The 20,574-nt window shown below is 45.7% G+C and carries 21 protein-coding genes and 1 pseudogene; 10 read left to right on the top strand and 12 right to left on the bottom strand.

Features of this window, described 5'->3' with window-relative positions; all coding sequences use genetic code 11:
• Positions 1 to 10: 10 nt before the first annotated feature.
• Both L876_RS0102135 and rpsU read right to left on the bottom strand, forming a co-directional pair.
• Entirely contained in the window at positions 11 to 454 is a 444-nt protein-coding gene (locus tag L876_RS0102135) for a GatB/YqeY domain-containing protein (RefSeq protein ID WP_028762284.1), read from the bottom strand.
• A gap of 6 nt (positions 455 to 460) precedes the next feature.
• Positions 461 to 676: a 30S ribosomal protein S21 gene (rpsU, locus tag L876_RS0102130; RefSeq protein ID WP_006080725.1), complete on the bottom strand. Its 216-nt coding sequence runs from the start codon at positions 674 to 676 to the stop codon at positions 461 to 463.
• 298 nt (positions 677 to 974) lie between these two features.
• Here rpsU and tsaD point away from each other — a divergent pair, with 298 nt between their 5' ends.
• Entirely contained in the window at positions 975 to 1,988 is a 1,014-nt protein-coding gene (tsaD, locus tag L876_RS0102125; RefSeq protein WP_028762283.1) for a tRNA (adenosine(37)-N6)-threonylcarbamoyltransferase complex transferase subunit TsaD, read from the top strand.
• Between the two features lie 77 nt (positions 1,989 to 2,065).
• On the opposite strand, the gene plsY is transcribed toward tsaD, so the two are convergent.
• Positions 2,066 to 2,674: a glycerol-3-phosphate 1-O-acyltransferase PlsY gene (gene plsY, locus L876_RS0102120; protein WP_028762282.1), complete on the bottom strand. Its 609-nt coding sequence runs from the start codon at positions 2,672 to 2,674 to the stop codon at positions 2,066 to 2,068.
• Between the two features lie 286 nt (positions 2,675 to 2,960).
• Between plsY and folB the strand changes: the two genes are divergently transcribed.
• The 5 genes from folB to L876_RS20885 all read left to right on the top strand — a co-directional run bounded on the left by folB (position 2,961) and on the right by L876_RS20885 (position 6,551).
• Positions 2,961 to 3,314, top strand: a complete 354-nt coding sequence (folB, locus tag L876_RS0102115) for a dihydroneopterin aldolase (RefSeq protein ID WP_028762281.1) — start codon at positions 2,961 to 2,963, stop codon at positions 3,312 to 3,314.
• Positions 3,315 to 3,318: 4 nt separating this feature from the next.
• Positions 3,319 to 3,810 carry a 2-amino-4-hydroxy-6-hydroxymethyldihydropteridine diphosphokinase gene (gene folK / locus L876_RS0102110; protein ID WP_028762280.1) on the top strand — a complete coding sequence of 164 codons (492 nt, stop codon included), beginning with the start codon at positions 3,319 to 3,321 and terminating at the stop codon, positions 3,808 to 3,810.
• A 20-nt stretch (positions 3,811 to 3,830) separates the two neighbouring features.
• Positions 3,831 to 4,631: an undecaprenyl-diphosphate phosphatase gene (locus tag L876_RS0102105; protein ID WP_028762279.1), complete on the top strand. Its 801-nt coding sequence runs from the start codon at positions 3,831 to 3,833 to the stop codon at positions 4,629 to 4,631.
• Between the two features lie 49 nt (positions 4,632 to 4,680).
• The gene (locus tag L876_RS0102100) at positions 4,681 to 5,532 is read left to right on the top strand and encodes a methyltransferase domain-containing protein (protein ID WP_028762278.1); all 852 of its coding nucleotides are present in this window, start codon (positions 4,681 to 4,683) and stop codon (positions 5,530 to 5,532) included.
• 77 nt (positions 5,533 to 5,609) lie between these two features.
• Positions 5,610 to 6,551: a L,D-transpeptidase family protein gene (locus L876_RS20885; RefSeq protein WP_081730621.1), complete on the top strand. Its 942-nt coding sequence runs from the start codon at positions 5,610 to 5,612 to the stop codon at positions 6,549 to 6,551.
• Between the two features lie 247 nt (positions 6,552 to 6,798).
• Here L876_RS20885 and L876_RS0102090 read toward each other — a convergent pair whose 3' ends face one another.
• Both L876_RS0102090 and L876_RS0102085 read right to left on the bottom strand, forming a co-directional pair.
• A complete protein-coding gene (locus tag L876_RS0102090) occupies positions 6,799 to 7,065 on the bottom strand; it encodes an Lpp/OprI family alanine-zipper lipoprotein (protein WP_028762277.1) in 267 nt (88 codons plus the stop codon).
• A gap of 210 nt (positions 7,066 to 7,275) precedes the next feature.
• Positions 7,276 to 8,514, bottom strand: a complete 1,239-nt coding sequence (locus L876_RS0102085) for a multifunctional CCA addition/repair protein (protein ID WP_028762276.1) — start codon at positions 8,512 to 8,514, stop codon at positions 7,276 to 7,278.
• 166 nt (positions 8,515 to 8,680) lie between these two features.
• On the opposite strand from L876_RS0102085, the gene L876_RS0102080 reads away from it, so the two are divergent.
• Positions 8,681 to 10,294, top strand: coding sequence for an ExeA family protein (locus tag L876_RS0102080; protein ID WP_028762275.1), 1,614 nt, complete (start codon positions 8,681 to 8,683; stop codon positions 10,292 to 10,294).
• Positions 10,294 to 11,253, top strand: coding sequence for a general secretion pathway protein GspB (locus tag L876_RS0102075; RefSeq protein WP_028762274.1), 960 nt, complete (start codon positions 10,294 to 10,296; stop codon positions 11,251 to 11,253). Before L876_RS0102080 ends, L876_RS0102075 begins: the two co-directional genes overlap by 1 nt.
• A 162-nt stretch (positions 11,254 to 11,415) precedes the next feature.
• Here L876_RS0102075 and nhaD read toward each other — a convergent pair whose 3' ends face one another.
• From nhaD to L876_RS0102040, 6 genes and pseudogenes are all read right to left on the bottom strand, one after another.
• Complete coding sequence (nhaD, locus tag L876_RS0102070) at positions 11,416 to 12,663, bottom strand: sodium:proton antiporter NhaD (protein WP_028762273.1); 1,248 nt, start codon at positions 12,661 to 12,663, stop codon at positions 11,416 to 11,418.
• A 422-nt stretch (positions 12,664 to 13,085) separates the two neighbouring features.
• Complete coding sequence (gene hemL, locus L876_RS0102065) at positions 13,086 to 14,372, bottom strand: glutamate-1-semialdehyde 2,1-aminomutase (protein ID WP_028762272.1); 1,287 nt, start codon at positions 14,370 to 14,372, stop codon at positions 13,086 to 13,088.
• A gap of 27 nt (positions 14,373 to 14,399) precedes the next feature.
• Positions 14,400 to 14,903, bottom strand: a pseudogene (locus L876_RS23230) (aspartate carbamoyltransferase); the annotation flags it as partial.
• A 111-nt stretch (positions 14,904 to 15,014) separates the two neighbouring features.
• A complete protein-coding gene (gene pyrI, locus L876_RS0102055; RefSeq protein ID WP_028762270.1) occupies positions 15,015 to 15,476 on the bottom strand; it encodes an aspartate carbamoyltransferase regulatory subunit in 462 nt (153 codons plus the stop codon).
• A gap of 16 nt (positions 15,477 to 15,492) precedes the next feature.
• The gene (pyrB, locus tag L876_RS0102050) at positions 15,493 to 16,422 is read right to left on the bottom strand and encodes an aspartate carbamoyltransferase (protein WP_028762269.1); all 930 of its coding nucleotides are present in this window, start codon (positions 16,420 to 16,422) and stop codon (positions 15,493 to 15,495) included.
• Between the two features lie 507 nt (positions 16,423 to 16,929).
• Positions 16,930 to 18,639 carry a chloride channel protein gene (locus L876_RS0102040; RefSeq protein WP_028762268.1) on the bottom strand — a complete coding sequence of 570 codons (1,710 nt, stop codon included), beginning with the start codon at positions 18,637 to 18,639 and terminating at the stop codon, positions 16,930 to 16,932.
• A 71-nt stretch (positions 18,640 to 18,710) separates the two neighbouring features.
• On the opposite strand from L876_RS0102040, the gene L876_RS0102035 reads away from it, so the two are divergent.
• Entirely contained in the window at positions 18,711 to 19,625 is a 915-nt protein-coding gene (locus L876_RS0102035) for a DUF6776 family protein (RefSeq protein WP_028762267.1), read from the top strand.
• Positions 19,618 to 19,968: an iron-sulfur cluster insertion protein ErpA gene (gene erpA / locus L876_RS0102030; RefSeq protein ID WP_028762266.1), complete on the top strand. Its 351-nt coding sequence runs from the start codon at positions 19,618 to 19,620 to the stop codon at positions 19,966 to 19,968. Before L876_RS0102035 ends, erpA begins: the two co-directional genes overlap by 8 nt.
• Positions 19,969 to 20,170: 202 nt before the next feature.
• On the opposite strand, the gene L876_RS20875 is transcribed toward erpA, so the two are convergent.
• The gene (locus tag L876_RS20875) at positions 20,171 to 20,560 is read right to left on the bottom strand and encodes a hypothetical protein (RefSeq protein WP_051412858.1); all 390 of its coding nucleotides are present in this window, start codon (positions 20,558 to 20,560) and stop codon (positions 20,171 to 20,173) included.
• Positions 20,561 to 20,574: the final 14 nt, after the last annotated feature.

Raw genomic sequence — 20,574 nt, 5'->3', positions numbered from 1 at the left:
AAAAACTAAGTTACTGAAGTTTCGCCTTAATCATAGCGCCAATTGCCGCCATGTCAGCTCGTCCTTGTACTTTAGGTTTTAATGCTCCCATTACTTTGCCCATATCCGCCATCGATGATGCCGCTACCTCAAGGATAGTTGCCTCGACTAACGCAGCAACCTCTTCTTGTGAAAGAGGTTGAGGCAGGAAAGTTTCAAGAACTTGAATCTCACTTGCTTCGGCTTGCGCTAGCTCGTCACGACCGGCTGCTTCATATTGAGCAATCGAATCGCGTCGTTGTTTAACCATTTTGGTTAAGACGGCTATGACTTGATCATCATTCAGAGATTCGCGGGTATCCACTTCAATCTGTTTGACGGCTGCCAGTGCCATACGAATAGTTCCCAGACGCAGCTTTTCTTTAGCGCGCATGGCCTCTTTCATTTGGTCTTTTAGCTGATCAATTAGGCTCATAAGAGATTAGTATAAACGTACGCGACGCGCATTTTCGCGAGAAAGCTTCTTAGCAAGACGCTTAACTGCAGCGGCTTTAGCACGCTTACGTGCAGTAGTTGGCTTCTCGTAAAATTCACGAGCACGAACGTCGGCTAAGATACCAGCTTTTTCACAAGAGCGCTTGAAACGACGTAAAGCTACGTCAAATGGTTCATTTTCACGTACTTTAATAATTGGCATACGCCATCACCCCTTAGGTGTAGGTTGTATTGAGTTAATTTCTTAACCCAAGTTAATTTAAAAATGGTGCGGAATTCTATACCGAGCAGCAACCGTTTGTAAACCCCTTATCGCGATCCTATTTTCGATCTTTGTTCGCCACAGGGATCAAGTTTAGCAGCCTATCTTATTCTGACGCGGGTTTTCGCGCTTTATTGTCGTTGCGATGCGAGGTCTGCCTTGTTAGTTAACTCTATTGGAATAATGTCACTCAAGCAGGTAAAATCGGCGGCAACTAAATTGAGGTAGATTTAAAACGATGCGAGTTATTGGAATAGAGACATCTTGTGATGAGACTGGAATAGCCGTTTATGACGACGAGAAAGGGCTGTTATCTCATGCATTATATAGTCAGGTTAAGTTGCATGCCGATTATGGTGGAGTGGTGCCTGAATTGGCCTCGCGCGATCATGTTCGCAAGATTATTCCATTAATTAAGCAAGCTTTAAGTGATGCTAACTGCACCCAAGATGATATTGACGGCATTGCTTACACTAAGGGTCCGGGTTTAGTTGGAGCATTACTTGTGGGCGCATGTGTTGGCCGCGCCTTAGCGTTTGCATGGGGCAAGCCAGCCGTTGGTGTACATCATATGGAAGGTCATCTGCTGGCACCTATGTTAGAGGAAGATGTGCCTGAGTTCCCTTTCTTGGCGCTGCTTGTCTCTGGTGGCCACTCTATGATGGTCGCTGTCGAAGGGATAGGGCGTTATGAAGTACTTGGTGAGTCGGTAGATGATGCCGCAGGTGAAGCGTTCGATAAGACCGCCAAATTGATGGGGCTGGATTATCCCGGCGGTCCTCGCTTGGCAAAACTGGCAGCCAAAGGTGAACCTAGCCATTACCGTTTTCCACGGCCAATGACTGACCGTCCTGGTTTGGATTTTAGTTTCTCAGGCCTTAAAACCTTTGCGGCGAATACGATTGCTGCCGAGCCTGATGATGAACAGACTCGCGCTAATATTGCCAGAGCCTTTGAGGAAGCTGTCGTCGACACGTTAGCTATTAAGTGTAAGCGCGCCCTTAAACAGACGGGTTATAACCGTCTGGTTATTGCTGGCGGCGTGAGTGCAAATAGCCGCTTACGCGAGTCATTGGCTGAGATGATGCAAAGCTTAGGCGGTAAGGTCTACTATCCGCGTGGTGAGTTCTGCACCGACAATGGCGCTATGATTGCTTATGCTGGGTTGCAACGATTAAAAGCGGGGCAGATTGAAGATTTAGCGGTGAAAGGGATGCCTCGCTGGCCATTAGATTCATTGCCACCAGTGTAATGACTATGGCGTAACGACTGCGGTGTCACCTGCCTGCTGTGCTTGCTAAATATTAGTCGTTAGCATTCACTGCTGGGTCACGCCTTGTCTTTCTTTTTGCGCGTGACTTTAGACTCTTCGCCTTTGAGCAAACGGTGAATATTTTCTCGGTGACGGATCACAATGAGTACCGATAACATGGCGACAGGCAATGTAAATCGCTCATCGAAGTACCAAGTGTAGACTGGGGCTAACAGGGCTGTAGTGATGGCCGCCAGTGAAGAGTAACGACATATCAGTACCATCACCATCCAAGTCGCCACCAGTGCAAGTGATAGGTCTGCGCCGATAGGTGCCATCGCACCAAAAGCGGTTGCGACCCCTTTACCACCTTTAAACTTAAAAAATATCGGAAAAATGTGGCCCAAACAGGCTGCAATGGCGATAAGCCCTAACGATACCGCATCAAGACCCAATCTAAAGGCCAAATAAGCAGGAATTGCGCCTTTAAGCATATCAAATAGCAACACCATGGCCGCAGCACTGGCGCCGCCGATCCTCAGTACGTTAGTGGCACCTGGATTGCCAGAACCTTCATTGCGAGGATCTGGTAGGCCTCGAAGTCGACACACTAGCACAGCGCTTGAAATTGAACCGGCTAGATAGGCGGTTAATATCATCGCTAGGGTCAACAGTGTTAAGCTCAAATTGGTTTCCTTATCCTTCTTAGGGTATCATCGCGGCCTAGTATTGAGGCGCCTGATTAAACCTTGTATTTTGTGCATGGGTTCGCAAGTGATATTTATTGCTTGTTAGGTTTATTATGTAACATTTATATCCCATTATCCCACTATTACAGCAGCTTATCCTACTTGGGTTTTGCGCTGTACGAAAGGGGTAATCGGTTCAATTTTGCAATTATACCGAGATTATCCGGCTTAGCTTATTAGACCTCTTTTTTTGCCACATTTTATTTGCCTAGCGGGAGGCATTATGGACAAGGTGCTGATATCACAATTGAGCGTTGCAACTGTGATTGGAATATATGAGTGGGAAAAACAGATCCATCAGAACTTGCTTATTGATCTTGAGATGGCCTGGGACAATCGCCCCGCAGCAGATAGTGATGATTATCAACATGCACTTTGCTATGAAACTGTGTCAAATCGCCTTACTGCATTGATAACTGAAAAGCCCATTGAGCTGATTGAAACCGTTGCCGAACGCTGTGCGAAATGTGTGATGGATGAGTTTAATGTGCCTTGGGTCAAAGTGCGGGTGATGAAGCCTGGCGCTGTACCGAGTGCTGCAGCGGTTGGCGTCGAGATAGAGCGAGGTCATCTATAACATCATGGCGCGTATATTTATCAGTATTGGCAGTAACATAGAGCCAGAGCGGTATTTTAATGCGGGGTTAAAGGCCTTATCAGCGCATTTTTCAAATCTGTGTTTGTCCTCTGTGTTTGAAAGTGAGGCGGTGGGCTTTAATGGGAGTAACTTCCTGAATATGGTGGTCGCTGCCGACACCGAGCTTGATATTGCTGGGGTGGTCGCCGTCTTTAAGCAGATTGAGCAAGATAATGGCCGCAAGATAGGTGCTAAGAAATTTAGCCCACGTACCTTAGATATCGATCTACTGCTTTATGACGATTGCGTGGTCACAACGCCTGTTGAATTACCGAGGGCTGAAATCACCACCAATGCCTTTGTGCTTTGGCCACTTGCTGAGATAGCCCCTGATTTAAGCCATCCGCTTGCGCATCAATCTTACCAATCCCTGTGGGATAATTATGACAAGTCACAGCAAAAGTTGTGGCCAATAGAGTTTCATTGGTCTTATTAAGACATTTTTAAAGGATAAACATGGACACTTTTCAGGTAATTGTATTGGCTTTGATTCAAGGCCTTACTGAATTCTTACCGATCTCAAGCTCAGCGCACCTTATCTTACCCGCGCAGTTATTGGGCTGGGAAGATCAAGGCTTAACATTTGATGTCGCGGTTAATACTGGCTCGTTATTGGCGGTGGTTATCTATTTTCGCCGTGAGCTTTGGTCTATGTTTAACGCTTGGACAGGCAGTATTGTTAAGCGTGAACAAAATGAAGAGAGCAAATTAGCTTGGTGGATTATTCTCGCCACCATACCAGCCGTCATTGTCGGTTTTACTGCAAAAGGGTTTATTGAGACCCATCTGCGCAATATTGAAGTGATCGCATTCACTACCATAGTATTCGGCTTACTGCTTTGGTGGGCTGACAGAATGAATCGTGAAGGCTTTAATGAGTTTCAAGTGGGCTGGAAAAAAGCCCTAGTGATTGGTATCGCGCAAGCTATGGCCTTGATCCCCGGAACCTCACGTTCTGGTGCCACCATTACGGCGGCGCTAATGTTAGGTTTGAGCCGTGAGGCGGCGGCAAGATTTTCATTTTTAATGTCGGTACCTGTTAGTTTAGGGGCGGCCATTTTAGTGGTGAAAGATCTCTTTGAAAGCGGTGTCAATATTGACTATCAAGCACTCGTACTTGGAACGATTGTTTCATTTGTCGCAGCTTATTTATGTATTCACTACTTCTTGAAAATCATCAGCCGCATGGGCATGACACCTTTTGTTATTTATCGTCTAGTATTGGGTGCGGTGCTTTGCGTCGTTATTTTTTCCTAAGCGATTAATGAGCTAAACCTAATTACCCAGAGTCAGTTAAAGAGAGCCAATGAAAAGTCATTATTTGTGTCCTGTTTGCCAAGCCCCCATGAGTATTCATGAGGCGTCTCAAGGCCTGCATTGTGAAAATAAACATCATCTGGATAAAAATGAGCAGGGATACTGGGTATTTAGCCAAGCTAAGAAGCCTCACATCGATTCTAGGCAGCTGATGCGTGCTAAACGTTTCTTGCTGGAGTCTGGTGTCTTTGAACCTATGCTTGCTGCTGTGCGCAATCAATTAGTTGAGGCGTTAGCGGTATCACAAAATGGCGAGCCACTAGCGCACCTCGATTTTGATTGTGGCGAGGGTTTTTTTCTGCGGTCGCTAGCCAGTGCATTGTCAGAACATGATATTGAATGCCAGCAGACGGGTGTCGGTGAGGCGGAAAATGCCATGTTTGCTGCGGCAAAAAGCCATGCTGATGCCACTTACATTGTGAGCCAATTAAAAGTACTGCCCTTTGCCGACAACAGTTTTGACTTGATAACCCTTGTCGACAAGCCACTAAAAGGCAAGGAGCTGCTAAGAGTATTAAAGCCCAATGGCTTTTTTGTGCAGGTATCACCCGGCCCACGTCATCTTTGGCAGGTAAAAGAGTTTCTTTATAACGGTTTGTCAGAGAAAAATGGCGATGTGAGTGTGCCTAAAGGGCAACATTTACTTAGCCAAGAACGCATTAGCTTCAAATTGGACATGAGCGGTGAAGATGCGCTGACGCTGCTGGAAATGACGCCCTATGCGTGGCGGGCAAGCGAGAAAATCAAACGGCAAATTCTTGCGGCAAGTTTTGCCGAACTAGAGATAGATTTTTTTGTATCGGTTAGCCAAAAATTCGCTGACGAGACTGCAGATAAGTAGTGGATTAGCTAGAAAATTGGAGCGGCTCAGGGTAATCTTTGAGCCTATTATTCATGTTTTTATCGGAACCCATATTGATGATGCGTAAAATGCTGTTGCTCATCTTGAGTTTATCGCCACTGTTTGCTCAGGCCAATGTCTATTCGCTGCCTACAAATGGCGGCCGCCTTATTGGTGAACTGCAGACCCATGTGGTTGAAAAAGGTGATTACTTTAAGACAATTGCCGATAAATACAATATTGGCATCTTAGAGCTAATGGAAACAAATCCAGGTGTTGACCCTTTTCTGCCAACGGTCGGCACGGCACTGGTTATTCCAACGCAGATGCTACTGCCAGATGTTCCGCGTAAAGGCATAGTAATTAACCTGCCTGAACTACGCCTCTACTATTATCCAAAAAATGGCCGAGAAGTGCATGTGTTCCCGGTGGGCATTGGTCGTATTGGTCGTGAAACGCCTGAGATGACCACTAAGATTAAAGCTCGTATTCCCAATCCAAGTTGGACGCCACCGGCGAGTTTACGTGCCGAACATCTGCGTGAGCGCGGTGAAGTCTTACCTCGTGTGGTGCCAGCAGGTCCAGATAACCCGCTGGGCAAGTATGCCATGCAACTCTCCTATGGCGATGGCAGCTACCTTATTCATGGCACCAACAAAGATTTTGGTATCGGCATGCGCGTTAGTGCGGGTTGTATTCGCCTCAATCCTGATGATATTGAATGGCTATTTAATCAAGCTAAATATGGCGATAGCGTGCGTGTGATTAATCAGACGGTAAAGATCTCGGCAGAGCCAGACGGTCGCCACATTATTGAAGTGCACTCGCCATTGTCTGAATCTGAGCATGAGCAGCGCGAGAAGGTGATTAGCCTTAATAGTAAAATCGTGAAATTTATTAGCCAGAGCCATGTTGATAGTGATAAGGCCAACGATGCCTTGCTGACACAAAATGGTATTCCGATGAATATTGCTCAAGAGGCATTTACCGTGCTAGATGCCGATGCTTTAGCGCAGTAACATTTGCGGTGAATTGATTAAGCGTCCTTCGGGGCGCTTTTTTTGTGCTTTAAGCTGGGGAGAAATTCTTTGAGATATCTGGCTGGGCGGCAAAAATTTAGGGGATGAATCATTTGCTGATATCACTGGCAAGGTTGAGCGTATATTGATTTAGAGTCGCTTTAGAAGATGGAGCAAAGAGAAGGAGAGAGGTTGTGCAGAGGAGGAAATATATCGGCAACACAGATGTGTTGCCGATACAGACAAATTACTTCTTGTAAGAAGAAGCGATGTTGTCGATGCGATCGTTAGCACGCTTAGCTTCAGCTTGTGCGTCCATCGCAGCAGCTTTTGCATCTTTAACGTCTGCAGAAAGAGCGCCTTGCTCTGACTTAAGAGAGCTAACTTCAGCTGATAATTGATCAACCTTGTTGCCTAGGTTCGCAACGCTCTCTTCTAGAGCAGTAGTGTTTGCACAACCACCAAGAAGGGCAGTCATTGCTACGCCAGCAATCATCAGTACTTTTTTGTTCATTGGGAAATCCCTTTAAATAAGTTGGATTGAAATGGAGCAGCCGAAAATACAACTGCAACTGGTTAATTATGTCATAGCTATTTTATTTTGCTATGAATTTTCACCCTAAGGTACTAATACAATATCTCATCAACCTTTAAAAGCAAGCGTGAGGCCGCTTTTTGGACGAAAAATGGTGAATGATCACTAAAATTTAACTATTACTTGCTGTTAGTCGTACTTCGACGCCAATGTCGTCTTACATTCAGCAACGACTTCGATACGCTGACGCTGGAGTTCTGTTTTAATATCGGCGCCTTTGAAGCCCGACGCAATAATGGGTTTAATGTCGATATTTTTAGCGGCGTTAAAGCATGAAGTTAAATAATTTGCCTGTGGATAGTCTTGAGCTTCAAAACCCGTTCTTCCTTTCATGTCTGCTTCGCAGGCCAATAGTATCTGTGCTAGGCGTTCTGGTTTTCGCCACAGGTCGGCTTTATCGAACTGTTTGATGATGGTCTCTGGTCTAAGCTCAAACGCTTGGTGAATATTCTGGTGAAGATCGCTCACTAATAATGCTAAGTCTCGATACTCGTTGGGTACTCTAATTCGCTCACATAAGGCTTTAATAGGCGCTAAGCCCTTTTGTCCATGGCCGTGGTGCTTGGGTAAACTCTCTTTGGGACTGAGTGCTTTGCCGAGATCATGGACTAGTGCGGCGAAACGGACGGCATTATTGCTTGATAGCGCAGCCGATTGCTCGAGCACCATCAGGGTATGGGTGCCTGTATCAATCTCTGGGTGCCATTTTTCGGGTTGTGGGACGCCAAATAACGCTTCTATTTCAGGGAACAAGATAGGTAGCGCATGGCACTGGCGCAAGACCTCAATAAACACTTGTGGTGACTGGCAGCTTAAGGCTTTATCTAGCTCTAAAAATACACGCTCTGGGGTTAGTGCTTGTAACTCACCACTAGCAGCAATAGTTTGCATTAAGGTTAAGGTTTCAGGCGCAACGCTAAAGCCTAAATGGTGAAACCTAGCGGCAAATCGCGCCACTCGTAGCACACGCAGTGGGTCTTCGACAAAGGCGTCGGATACGTGTCTTAGTTGACGCCGTTCAATATCGCGTTGGCCGCCGTAGGGGTCGACCAAATTCCCCGCATCATCTTGAGCGATGGCGTTAATAGTAAGATCCCGTCTCAGCAGATCCTCTTCTATGGTGACATCTGGGGCGGCGTAACAACTAAAACCACCATAGCCAGCGGCGGTTTTGCGCTCGGTACGTGCTAAGGCGTACTCCTGTTGCGTTTTCGGATGTAAAAACACAGGAAAGTCTTTGCCAACCTGTTTATAGCCCAGTTGCAGCATCTCTTGCGGCGTCGAGCCCACCACCATGAAGTCGCGATCTTTTATGGGGAGTTGCAGCAATTGGTCGCGGACAGCGCCGCCAACTAAATAGATTTTCACGTTAGGTGTTGTCTTAATTGAACTTGCTTATAGATTAGCATGGCCCTTGGGTTATTTCGTACAAATAGATCGCCACTGCTTCACAATTATTTAGGGCGAAGTTTTGACAATGTAGCGCCTAAGGATTAATTTGAACCGTCATTTATTTTTTCGGACTGAAGGCTGCATGTACAAAGCGTTTTACGGACTTAGCGATAACCCATTTTCTATTGCACCCAATCCCCATTATCTGTTTTTGAGCGATCGGCATCGAGAGGCGTTGGCTCACTTGACCTATGGGCTGGGGGAAACCGGGGGCTTTGTTTTATTGACCGGTGAAGTCGGCACTGGAAAAACTACAGTTTCTCGCTGCCTACTCAATCAGTTACCAGAAAATACCGATACCGCTTTTATTTTGAATCCGTCATTAACTGAACTTGAGTTACTCGCCACCCTCTGTGATGAACTCTCGATTACGTATGGGGAATCACCCAGCTTAAAGCAGCTTACCGATAAAATTAGCCAATTCTTACTCGCCAATCATGATAAAGGCCGCAATACGGTGCTGATTATCGATGAGGCGCAACATCTAAGGGCTGACGTGTTGGAGCAGTTGCGTCTGCTGACCAATCTAGAAACGGATACAAAAAAATTACTCCAGGTGATCTTAATTGGCCAGCCAGAGCTGCAGCAATTATTGAAGCGCCAAGAGCTTAGGCAGTTGGCACAGCGGATCACCGCTCGTTACCACCTCTTGCCGCTTACGCAGGAGGAGATTGCGCTATATGTGCAACACCGCTTGCAGGTGGGCGGACGTCATGAACCCTTGTTTCATCGCAAAGCCATCAAGGCCTTGCATAAATACAGCGGCGGGATTCCGCGTCTCATCAACTTATTATGTGAACGCGCCTTAATGGCGGGATATGCGCAATCGAAAGTACCGATAGATGCGAATATGGTTAGCACGGCAGCGAGCGAAGTGCTGGGCGAAGAGATTAAGAAACCAAGCCGACTCCTGCAGATTGCCGCAGCAATTGCTGTCGTGTCTACCTTTGCTGGCGCTTTTTACCTGTTTAATCACAATCAGTTGCAAGCTGATACACCAAAGCCATTGGCAGCGACAAGCGAGCCACAGCAACAGCCACCCGCTGCAGCACCAACGAAGAGCCCGTCTTTGTCGGCCAACCAGCAGGTGCTCAGAAGTGCAATAGCCCAAAGCCGTAGCATAGACACCGCCTATGCCAGCATTCTTGGGCTGTGGGGTAAAGCCCCGTATATCGGCTTAACTGCATGCCAGTCAGCACAGCAACAGGGGTTGGCCTGTTTTCAGCAGCAGGGCAATTGGAACTCAATCGTTCGATTAAACTATCCTGCAGTGGTCTATTTACAAGATGATCAACAAGAGCCGTTTTATGGCACTGTGGTTTCACGTCAAGGAGAGCAGCTATTACTGCAACTCTCAGAGCAGCAACTCTGGGTTGACAGAGATTGGTTTAATCGCCACTTTAGCGGCACTTTTGAGCTGTTATGGCAAGCGCCTAGCAACCAACCACAAGAGATTGGTCGCAGTGCTCCAGTATCGCAAATACAGTGGTTAGAAAATGCCTTAGCTCATATTCAAGACAAGTCGCCGCGACTCGTCAGCTATTTTGATAGCGAACTCGAGCAGCAGCTAAAGGATTTCCAACGTCAACATGGTCTGCGTGCTGATGCGATAGCTGGCAGTCAGACGTTAGTACAACTCAATTTGTATCTCAGTAATCAGGGACCGCGCTTACAAGAGAGTGAGGGACGTTATTAATGTCTATCCTACTCGACGCGGTGACGCGCGCTAAACAGCAAGACCAAGTTATTGATCCGGTGATCACGCCGCGTGCTCAATACCAACAGATGAATAAGAGCAAACATTTAGGGCTCAAAATCGCCGGCTTTGTTGCGCTATTGCTGTTAGCGGTAGGCTCTGCTTGGTTATTGAGTACCAACGTGCCGTCTGGCACAAATCAAGGGCGTGATATCGAACCTGTGGTGCAACAGTCTGCGACTAAGCCTGATAGTCAGCACAGCGCGTTAACGCAGCAGCCTCAAGCAACATCAAGTGTGCAATTGGCGGGCAAAGTGGCCTTGCCAATGGCTGTCGCACGCCCACAGCAGACTCAGCAGAATTCGGTTCCAAATCGCAATCAAGTTGTTGAGCCAAATATTGCAGCAGGCTCACGTACCATTGCCTATGCTGCACCCAAAGAGACGAGTGCTCTGTCAGTGCAACAAACCCAAGAGCCGATAATCTTGGGAGCAAACAGCAATCAGCGTGGCCAAGAAGTGCTTAATTCGTTAAAACAGCAAGTCGACGATGCCGCACTGGATGTCGGGCTAGAATCAAAACCGCAAGCGCAACCTGTTAGTGCTGAAGCATCAAGTAATTTACTGGCAGCATTTGAGGCTGCACTGAAAGAGGTGGAGATAGAAAACGCCGTCGCCACACCAGTGACAGAAGCTAAACTGGACCCTATACCAACACCTAAGCCCGATGAACTGCCTAAATATGGAGAGTTACCCGCTGGAGTGCAGTTGCAGGTGCCAGAGTTTAATATCTTGGCTCATGTTTATGCCAGCGATCCTAATAACCGCTGGTTAAATGTCGATGGGGCTGAGTTGCAGCAAGGCGATAAAATTGGCGGGAAATTAACCATTGTTGAGATTAGACCGCGTGATGTCGTGTTAGAAGTCGCTGGGACTGAATTTAAGGTGCCCGCAATCTAGCAAACAAATGGTTGGACTAGATACAAGACCAGTTTCTACCGGTTAATTTCTATCCATTCATGGGAAATTGACACTCTGGTGTGTGCATCAATGTTCCTGACACAAAAAGGCGATGAATCACTTCATCGCCTTTTGCTTTTTAGGTGTCTTGGGTGGTGGCTGTTAACCGAAAAACTTGTATGCCAATAGCAAGGTCAATCCATAGCCACAGCTATAGCATAAGGTCAATGCGGGAACATATTTAAGGTAGGTCACGAAGGTGAGTTCCTTAACCTTACTCATGGCGATAATTCCCGCTGCACTACCAATGACCAATAGTGAGCCACCAACACCTACAGAGTAGGTTAAGCCAAGCCATTCAGGTGTTGTCAATACAGGCTCAGCCTTTAATAATGCAGCGGTGAGCGGCACGTTGTCCAATAGTGCAGAACCTATACCAGTAACAAAGTTAGAGATGTTTGGATCGAACTTTGCGTACACTTCAGTCAAAAGATGCAAGGTACCAATCTCCTTAAGCATACCCACAAGTAACAAGATCCCAAGGAAGAACAGCAAGGTATCAAATTCGACCTGACGGATATATTCCAGGATCTGCAGCTCCTCTTTGTTGCTGCGAGAGGTGGTGCCGACTAAGAACATAATCGACAGCCCAGATAGGAAGGTCAATACAGGTGGAATACCAAAGAAAATATTTAACACCATGGTAAGAATAATGGTGGTTAAAAAAATCAGCGCAATTAGCACGTCAATCTTATTGTATTGGCGCTTAATTGGGGTAGTGCTGACATGGCCTTCGGCTTTTAAAGAGAAGAGTACTGCCAGTAACATGACGCTAATCGCCGCAGGGATGAATAGGATTAACAGTTGCGAGATATGCACATGTCCACCGAGGAAAATCATCAAGGTGGTCACATCGCCAGTGATGAGGGCGACACCGCCAGAGTTCACTGCAAAAATAATGAGTACCGCCATCCGGCGTTTCATCTGACTTTCTAGTTGGAAAGTGGTCAATAGTCCTAGTGAAACTAGGGTCGCGGTGACGTTGTCACAGATGGCTGATAGGACTAATGAGAATAAGGCTACTTGGATCATTAACATTCGAACAGAAACTTTTTGCGGAAACAGCTTCTGCACCAAAATTTGTATCATGCCTTTAGCGTTAAGGTAGGCAACAAAGGTCATGGTTGACATCAAGAACAGCCACAGTGTCGCAATTTCAAGTATGTTCTCATTTAACTGTTCGGCAATCAGGTGTTGGTGGCTAGGATCACGAGCTGCGACAAACAGGGTTATCCAGGCAACACAGCCAAAGAATAGGGTGGTTTTTGCTTTGTTTAGGTGGGTAACTTCTTCAAAAATAATGCTTAATAGTGCTAGCACAGCAAGAGTTATCAGGAAAATGTTGAGCATACATTTGTTCCTACGGCTGACGTAAATCGAGAACTTGATGCCAAGTTCGCCATGACTTAAATCAAGGTTTAATTAAGGTTGTTGTGTTAGGCGGCGATCTGACCATAGGATGAAGTAATACGCAAGCGTTACCTTAGTCTAACTTTATTAAAAAATGAGATGTTACGCATGCGTGGGTTTTGTGGTTAGAAGAATATTTTTTTTAGACGTATTACTTTGGTGAATCGCTCTAGATAAAAATCAGTTAACCCTCGCATTTAGGCTATTATGCTTATTTAATTGGGTTTATCGTTTTTTATGGCGGTTGGCGGTGAAAAGTCAGTTAAAATCACTGCCAATCAGTTTTTCAGCAGCATTAAGGCTCATTAGGTTAATAAAAAAGGACGCCGAGGCGTCCTTTTATGCTCTGTGATCAGACAAACTTACTTAGCCATTTTAGCAAAGACGCGATCAGCGGCAGCAAGTGTGGCTTCAAGTTCTTTCTCGCCGTGAGCCATAGACAGGAAGCCTGCTTCATAGGCGCTAGGTGCAAGGTAAACCCCTTCATCTAACATGCCATGGTAGAAGGTTGGGAATGCTTCTGCATCACATTGAGTCACTTGGTCAAAACGAGTTACGTTTTCTTCTTCGGTGAAGAAGAGTCCAAACATACCACCTACGTAGTTAATGCTAAGCGGAATACCGTGCTTATTCGCAGCAGCCTTGAAGCCTTCTGCGATACGTTTTGTCTTAGCGGCTAGCTCTTCATAAAGGCCCTCTTCACAAAGTGCTTCCATCTGTGCAAGACCTGCTGACATGGCAATTGGGTTACCCGACAGCGTACCGGCTTGATAAACAGGACCCGTAGGTGCGATAAACTGCATCACATCTTTGCGTCCACCGAAAGCACCCACTGGCATACCGCCACCGATCACTTTACCTAAAGTTGTTAGATCTGGGGTGATACCGTAGTGACCTTGAGCTCCGCTTTTTGATACGCGGAAACCTGTCATCACTTCGTCAATAATCAGTAGCGCACCGTATTGGTCACAAAGGGCACGTAGACCCTCAAGGAAACCAGGGATCGGTGGAATGCAGTTCATGTTGCCAGCCACAGGCTCAAGAATGATGCACGAGATCTCTTCTGGGTACTGTTCAAATAGTGTTTTAACCGATTCCAATTCGTTATAAACGGCGGTTAGGGTGTGCTTAGCGAAATCTTCAGGGATACCTGGTGAGCTTGGTTGACCCAGAGTTAGTGCGCCAGAGCCTGCTTTCACTAGTAAGCAGTCAGCGTGGCCGTGGTAGCAGCCTTCAAACTTAAGAATTTTGTCACGGTTAGTGAAACCACGAGCCAGACGGATAGCGCTCATGGTCGCTTCAGTACCAGAGCTCACCATACGTACTTGTTCCATAGATGGAACCATTTCAATTACTTTTTCAGCCATGCGCACTTCAAGTTCTGTTGGCGCACCAAATGAAAGTCCGTTTTCAACGGCGGCTAAGACCGCTGCACGAATTTTAGGATGATTATGACCTAAAATCATCGGGCCCCAAGAACCCACATAATCGATATAGGCTTTACCGTCGGCATCATAGATATAAGCGCCATCAGCTTTTTCGATAAAAAGAGGTGAGCCACCCACGCCGTTAAAGGCTCGTACTGGCGAGTTAACGCCACCAGGGATGGTTTTTTTAGCCTGTTCAAATAGGGTTTCAGAACGGGTCATTCTATATCCTTAAAGTCAATTGCCAGATTAAAAATCGGCTTTTTGTGAATACCAATTAACTGGACATTCGTGTTGTTCGTGTTGTGAATCAACATCTAATGTCTGTGCAAACAGTGCCATGCGGATGAGTAATTCATTATCTGCCTGTCTAAAGATGACTAAGTTTGGACGACTGTTTAAATCGTTATCCAACTCATTTGTCTGCTCTCTAGCGTCTCGTGGCAGCGGATGCATGATCACTGTGTTTTATGTGTAATGCTGTGTGCAAATATTGTGGTTTAAACGAAAATCACCACGATACTTATCTGCTTCTTCCTGTCAAGGAAAACGCTCTCTTTGAATGCGTGTCAGATAGAGTATATGAGCCTGATCTAAATTGCCCTCAAATAGATCTATTATTGTGATCTTATACCCAGCATTTTCAACGTCATTGCTCACATATCTAGGCATTGATAGTGCTTTTAATGAGGTCTGTGTATACGTGCTATCTTGAGTTTTTTGTGAAGACTTTACTCGCCGGCCTCTCTTCACTCTACAGGGAAAGGAGGCCCAGTTTGGCTTGCATAATCAATGATAAGCTAGAGATGAAACAGCAACAATATGCTAATTCATCTCAAGTGATCATTTTTACGCTTGCTTAGACTAAGTGCGTTCGGTGACGATTTCTCGTGAAAAGACTTTTTCGCAGTATTTACACTTTAGGTGGATATCTTCTTGTTTTGCAATAACAGTAAAACTGCTGTCGACAGGCTCATTATGAGTGATGCAATTGCTATTAGGGCACTTGAAAATAGTATTGATTCTCTCTGGTAGTGACAATGTTAGCTTTTTAACCACTTCATAATTTTCAATTTGATTCACGGTTGCATTCGGTGCATATAAAGCCAGTTGGTTGGCTTGATCGGCGCTGATAAACACATTCTCAATCTTAATGAGATCTTTCGCGCCCAAGGCTGAAGATGGCAGGTTAAGGCCTATCGTCACACGTTGGTTGGTTTTATGCATTTTGAACAGTTTAAGCACCTTTATTCCTACATTTGCGGGAATGTGGTCGATAACAGAACCATTTTTGATTGCTTCAACCTGTTGGGTTTCCTTAGTCATAGCGATTCTCTCCTGCTTAAAGTTGTTCGTTTAGTACTAGAGCCAACAGTGCTTCACGCGCGTAAACCCCGTTTTCCGCTTGCTGAAAGTAGTACGCGTGTTTGGTTTTATCTACATCTACAGTAATTTCATCTATACGTGGTAACGGATGTAATACCTTTAAGTTGTCTCGCGCATCAGCCAGCATTGAAGCCGTTAGGATGTAAGCCGCTTTCATATGTACATACTCAGATTCGTCCAAACGCTCCTTCTGAACGCGAGTCATGTAGAGAACATCTAGCTCTGGTATCACCTCTTCCATGGTGGCGTGCACACTATAGTTAATGCCTGCTTGGTCTAGCTCTTCGCAGATGTAATCAGGCATGGCTAGGATTTCTGGCGATATAAAGAAGAAGTTAATCTTGTTAAACTTGGATAGCGCTTGGGTCAAAGAGTGTACGGTACGGCCATACTTGAGATCGCCAACGAAGGCGATGTTTAAGTTATCTAAGCGACCTTGAGTTTCAAAGATTGAATATAGGTCCAATAGGGTTTGAGTTGGATGCTGATTTGCCCCGTCACCGCCGTTAACGATTGGTACGCCATGAGAAAATTCTGAGGCCAGACGTGCAGCGCCCTCTTGTGGGTGACGCATCACAAAAGCGTCGACATAAGAGGAGATCACTTGTACGGAATCGACCAGAGTTTCTCCTTTCTTCGCCAGTGATGTATTGCCAGCGTTATCAAAACCAATAACCGTGCCGCCAAGACGTTGTATTGCGGTTTCGAAAGAGAGGCGAGTGCGTGTAGATGGTTCAAAGAAACAGCAAGCCACAACTTTATTTTTTAATAGTTCAGGATTTGGCTCTGCTTTTAATTTTCCAGCAGTTTCAACGATAAGTTCAAGTTCACTTCGGGTTAATTCCGGAATGGAGATGATATGTTTTTGAAACAACGAGTTAGCCATGGCTTCTCTTTCCTTTATTATAGATAACGGATACAAATGGTTTTAAGCTTTCTTCGCAGTGTTTACATTCAAGTTGTGCAATGAATGAAGCGCACATAAATAAAAAGGTTTAAAACAGTCTCCTCACGTAAAAAGCAGACAAAAAAAAGCCCCCTTAAACAAGGAGGCTTTTTTTTGAAATCGAAAAACAGAAAATAAAACCAACGCCGATCCTCGACGAAAATGAGTCAAGTTGTACTTAACTGCCTGGTTCATTATTACGCTCTGTTTTGAAAAATTCCGTGGGATTATACGCCCATTTCTTGCGATCGCAAGCGTTTGCCTTCCTGCAACTTTTTGTCGGGGGATATGGCTGCAATGATAGGCTTGGTTAGTGGTATTAATGCACTTCGTCATATTGGCACAGCGCTCAAAGCGTTAACTTACCAACGTAAGGTCAGATTTTTAACTTCACAGCTATGGGTAGTGACCTTGTTGATCACTCTGGTCGCAATGAGAGGACTGTGATTATATCTGCCCTGAGTTAATCTCTTTTTGTAGCATAGCCCAACTGATCACCCCCACCACATTTTCTACAGTACGCTGATAGATAAACACTTCGCCGCGCCGCTCACGAGACAGCACGTCATACACCTCTTTGAGGGTGCAGGTATCGACAAGTCCAGTAATAGGGTGGCGAGTCAGGGTGCTCATATCGTCAACCACTTGCAGCTCAAGTTGCAGCATCTCCATTTCGCCTGCTTGGTTTTGGGTTAATACTGAGCGCCCCTGTGCACGCTTCAGGACTTCAAGTAGCAGCTCATCATTGTTTCGAACAATAACAAAGCGCTTATCCATTAATGCTCTCACGCCTTTTTTCTGCAAGCCTAATTTGACTGAGGAGATTTTGTAGTCCAAGCCCATGATCTCCATCTGCTTATAAAACAGTGATTTTGTATTAAAAGCTTGGTGAGCAATGAGGAAAGCGGGGATGGTAACGAACATCGCTGGCAAAATAATCGCGGCATTATTGGTGAGCTCGAGTAGGGCTACCAACGCCGCCAGCGGAGCGCTTAAGCAGACGCCCATCATCGCTGTCATTCCTATGATGGTATAAAGCCCTACATAGGGGGTAATAGAGGGGAAGAAAAACGCACTGACGATAGCTAAAATGGAACCTATCAAGGCTCCAATACCAAATAACGGCCCTACAATGCCACCGGGAATACCGAGTCCAATTGCTGCAATGGTGGCGATAATTTTACCGACGAGTAAGCCCACGAGTAACCATAAACTTGGGTTATCACTAATGGCATGGTCTATCGCCAGATCACCACTGCCTAAGGCTTGTGGCAGAAATAGACCGATAATGGTGGTGATGGTACCTGCTAGGAGTAATCGGTAGATCAATGGCCATGATTGTCCAGTAGCGGTGACTTTCAATAGGCTGTGGTTAAACAGTGCGGCGATACAGCCTAAGGTAACCCCACACACGAGTAAGATTGGGTATTGTGACAGCGGAATACTGATCACACCTATTTGGTCATACTCATGAATATTGCCAAAAACTAATTGGCTAGAAACCGCGCCACAGATTGCCGACAACATAATAGGAAAGAAATAGTGGACTTTGTACTCGCGGAGCACCACTTCAAACACAAAAATGACTGCCGCTAACGGGGCGTTGAAGGTCGCCGCAATTCCGGCGGCAATGCCGCTGGCACACATGATTCGGACACTGTTGTCGGGCAGATTAAATTTTTCGGCCATGACACTCGCGCTCACTGCGCCTAAATGGATAGCGGGCCCCTCTCGGCCGACCGAGAAATTGGTGGCAAGGGCGAACAGCGCTTGGAAGAATTGACCTGGAGCTGATTGTAATGGGATTTTGCCGTAATGGAGTCTCATGCGCTGCATCACATAAGCAATTCCCATTCGCTTATAGCGTTTAGATCCCAAAATTGCCACAACCCAGATTAACAATGCACCTAAAAGTGGTAATAGCACTCGCCAGTCACCAAAGTTGCCAGTAAAATCGATCTCTTGGGTTTGGGTATAGTCATTGAACCATTGCAATAAAAGGCGAAATAATATGATAACGCCAGAGGCAACTAGTGCGAATGCCAACGCCAGCGAGCAAAGTTGTACGCTGATCTTGGCCTGAGACAAGTTGTCTTTCAGATCAGTATCTAAGTACTTTTGGCATTGCTTGATTGCGTTTTTTATGGGTAGCTGCACAGGAACCTTCCAGGTGATCCATTGCCGAACTCGAATATGAGTGTAGATTTTTTATAAGGGGCTAATAGTTAATGCCAAATTATCATCGTTGGGTCGATCGCATGCAAGTGGTTGAGCGAAAAATTAGACCTTCGAGCGTTTATCTGTTTTTTTTGGTGCTGGTGGCATTCTTTGCTGGCGTTCTCACCTGGGAGATTTGGTCATCACAGCATCAAGTTGTTCAGGTTAACACAGATGGCAGAGAGGTGGAGATTAGTCAGGCATTAACGGAACAGGCTGAAGTGTTGGCTGCACGTAATTTAGAATTGTCGTTAGAGCGTGAAGCCAATCAGAATATGCAAGCGATGTTTTTAGAGCAACATCAAAAGCAGAAAGAGCTTGATCGTGAACTCGCTTTCTACCGCAGCATTATGGCGCCCGAGCACCAAGCAGATGGAGTGGCGATTCATGGCGCTGAGATGTCTGCAGGCTTATTGCCGCAGCAATATCGGGTTAAGTTGGTACTCACTCAATTACAAAAGCGTAAACAGGGATTAAAGGGGCGTGCAGAGCTTAACTTTGTTGGCTTACAGGGAGGTAAGGTTGTCAGTTTACCGCTTAGCTCTTTGACTGAAGATAAATTCAACTTCAGTTTTCGTTATTTTCAGGTGTTAGAAACCGTCGTTACCTTCCCTGAGGATTTTGAGTTCTCTCGTCTAGAGGCCAAAGTGATTGTGCCTGCAAGCCGTTGGAGCAAAGGAGCTACTGCTGAACAATCTTTTACGGCACAAGAGTTACTGCCTAAACCCGAAATCCTAGACAGTGAGTTATCGAGCGAAGCGATGCAAGTATTGCAGTTTGGTAGCGCCGCCATGGCAGAGACTCAAGCAGAAGTTGATGCAAATAGCTCACAGAATTCACAACAGCCACGACTATTACTTGAACAAAATGGTCAGGTATCGGATAATTCCGCCCAGCAAACCGATGTTAGAGGTAGTAATGACTGAACAAGTTGAAGATACAATGCCAATCCGCTTCACTGATGCGGCAGCTTCAAAGGTAAAAACCTTGTTGGATGAGGAGCAAAACGAAGCGCTTAAGTTACGTGTATATGTAACAGGCGGTGGTTGCTCAGGTTTTCAGTATGGCTTTACTTTCGATGAAAAAGTCAATGAAGGTGATTTTACCGTTGAGAAGCAGGGTGTTCAGTTAGTGGTTGATCCCATGAGCTTGCAATACCTAGTGGGTGGCGAAGTGGATTATACTTCTGGTCTAGAGGGATCTCGCTTTTTCGTTAAAAACCCAAATGCAACAACAACTTGTGGTTGTGGCGCAAGTTTCTCAGTGTAAATTTAGATTGAGATGTAGCAATAAAAAAAGCCAGCATTGCTGGCTTTTTTGTGTCTGGAACACTTATGCCAAAAGCCATGGACGGAGTCTTTTGGTGTTTGTGTCTGGAACACTTATGCCAAAAGCCATGGACGGAGTCTTTTGGTGTTTGTGTCTGGAACACTTATACTCAATCTAGAATCTAGAATCTAGAATTTAGAATCTATCGCATGATATTCATGTTGGTTTTAACGTGGCAATAGGCTTTAACCTTGGCATTAAATGCCACCCACACCTGCACAACCGACAGCGTAATCAATAGGCCAAATACCAAATAGTCAGGCAGCTTACCCTCCCAATCACCCAGTCTAAAGGTCGATGGCCCCGCAACTAAGTTATCAGGGTCATACAAGATAACGGGCAATAGACTGACGAGACCAAGTTGAATGATGGTATAGCCTCGGAGCATGTAAAGACCGGCCTTTTGTCGACCTAACACAGCAATAACCATGAAGAGTGTCAGAATACAAAACAGTACGCCCTGTTTCGCAACAATGCCACTTATTGAGGCAATCGCCAAAAATAGCAGCAGAAGTATTAAGCGTTTTGGCAGCTTAGCGGCAACAA

The sequence above is a fragment of the Shewanella colwelliana ATCC 39565 genome, from assembly GCF_000518705.1.
GTDB lineage: Bacteria > Pseudomonadota > Gammaproteobacteria > Enterobacterales > Shewanellaceae > Shewanella > Shewanella colwelliana.
The sequence above is the reverse complement of the archived record's forward strand: the minus strand, read 5'-3'. Positions and strand labels throughout refer to the sequence as shown.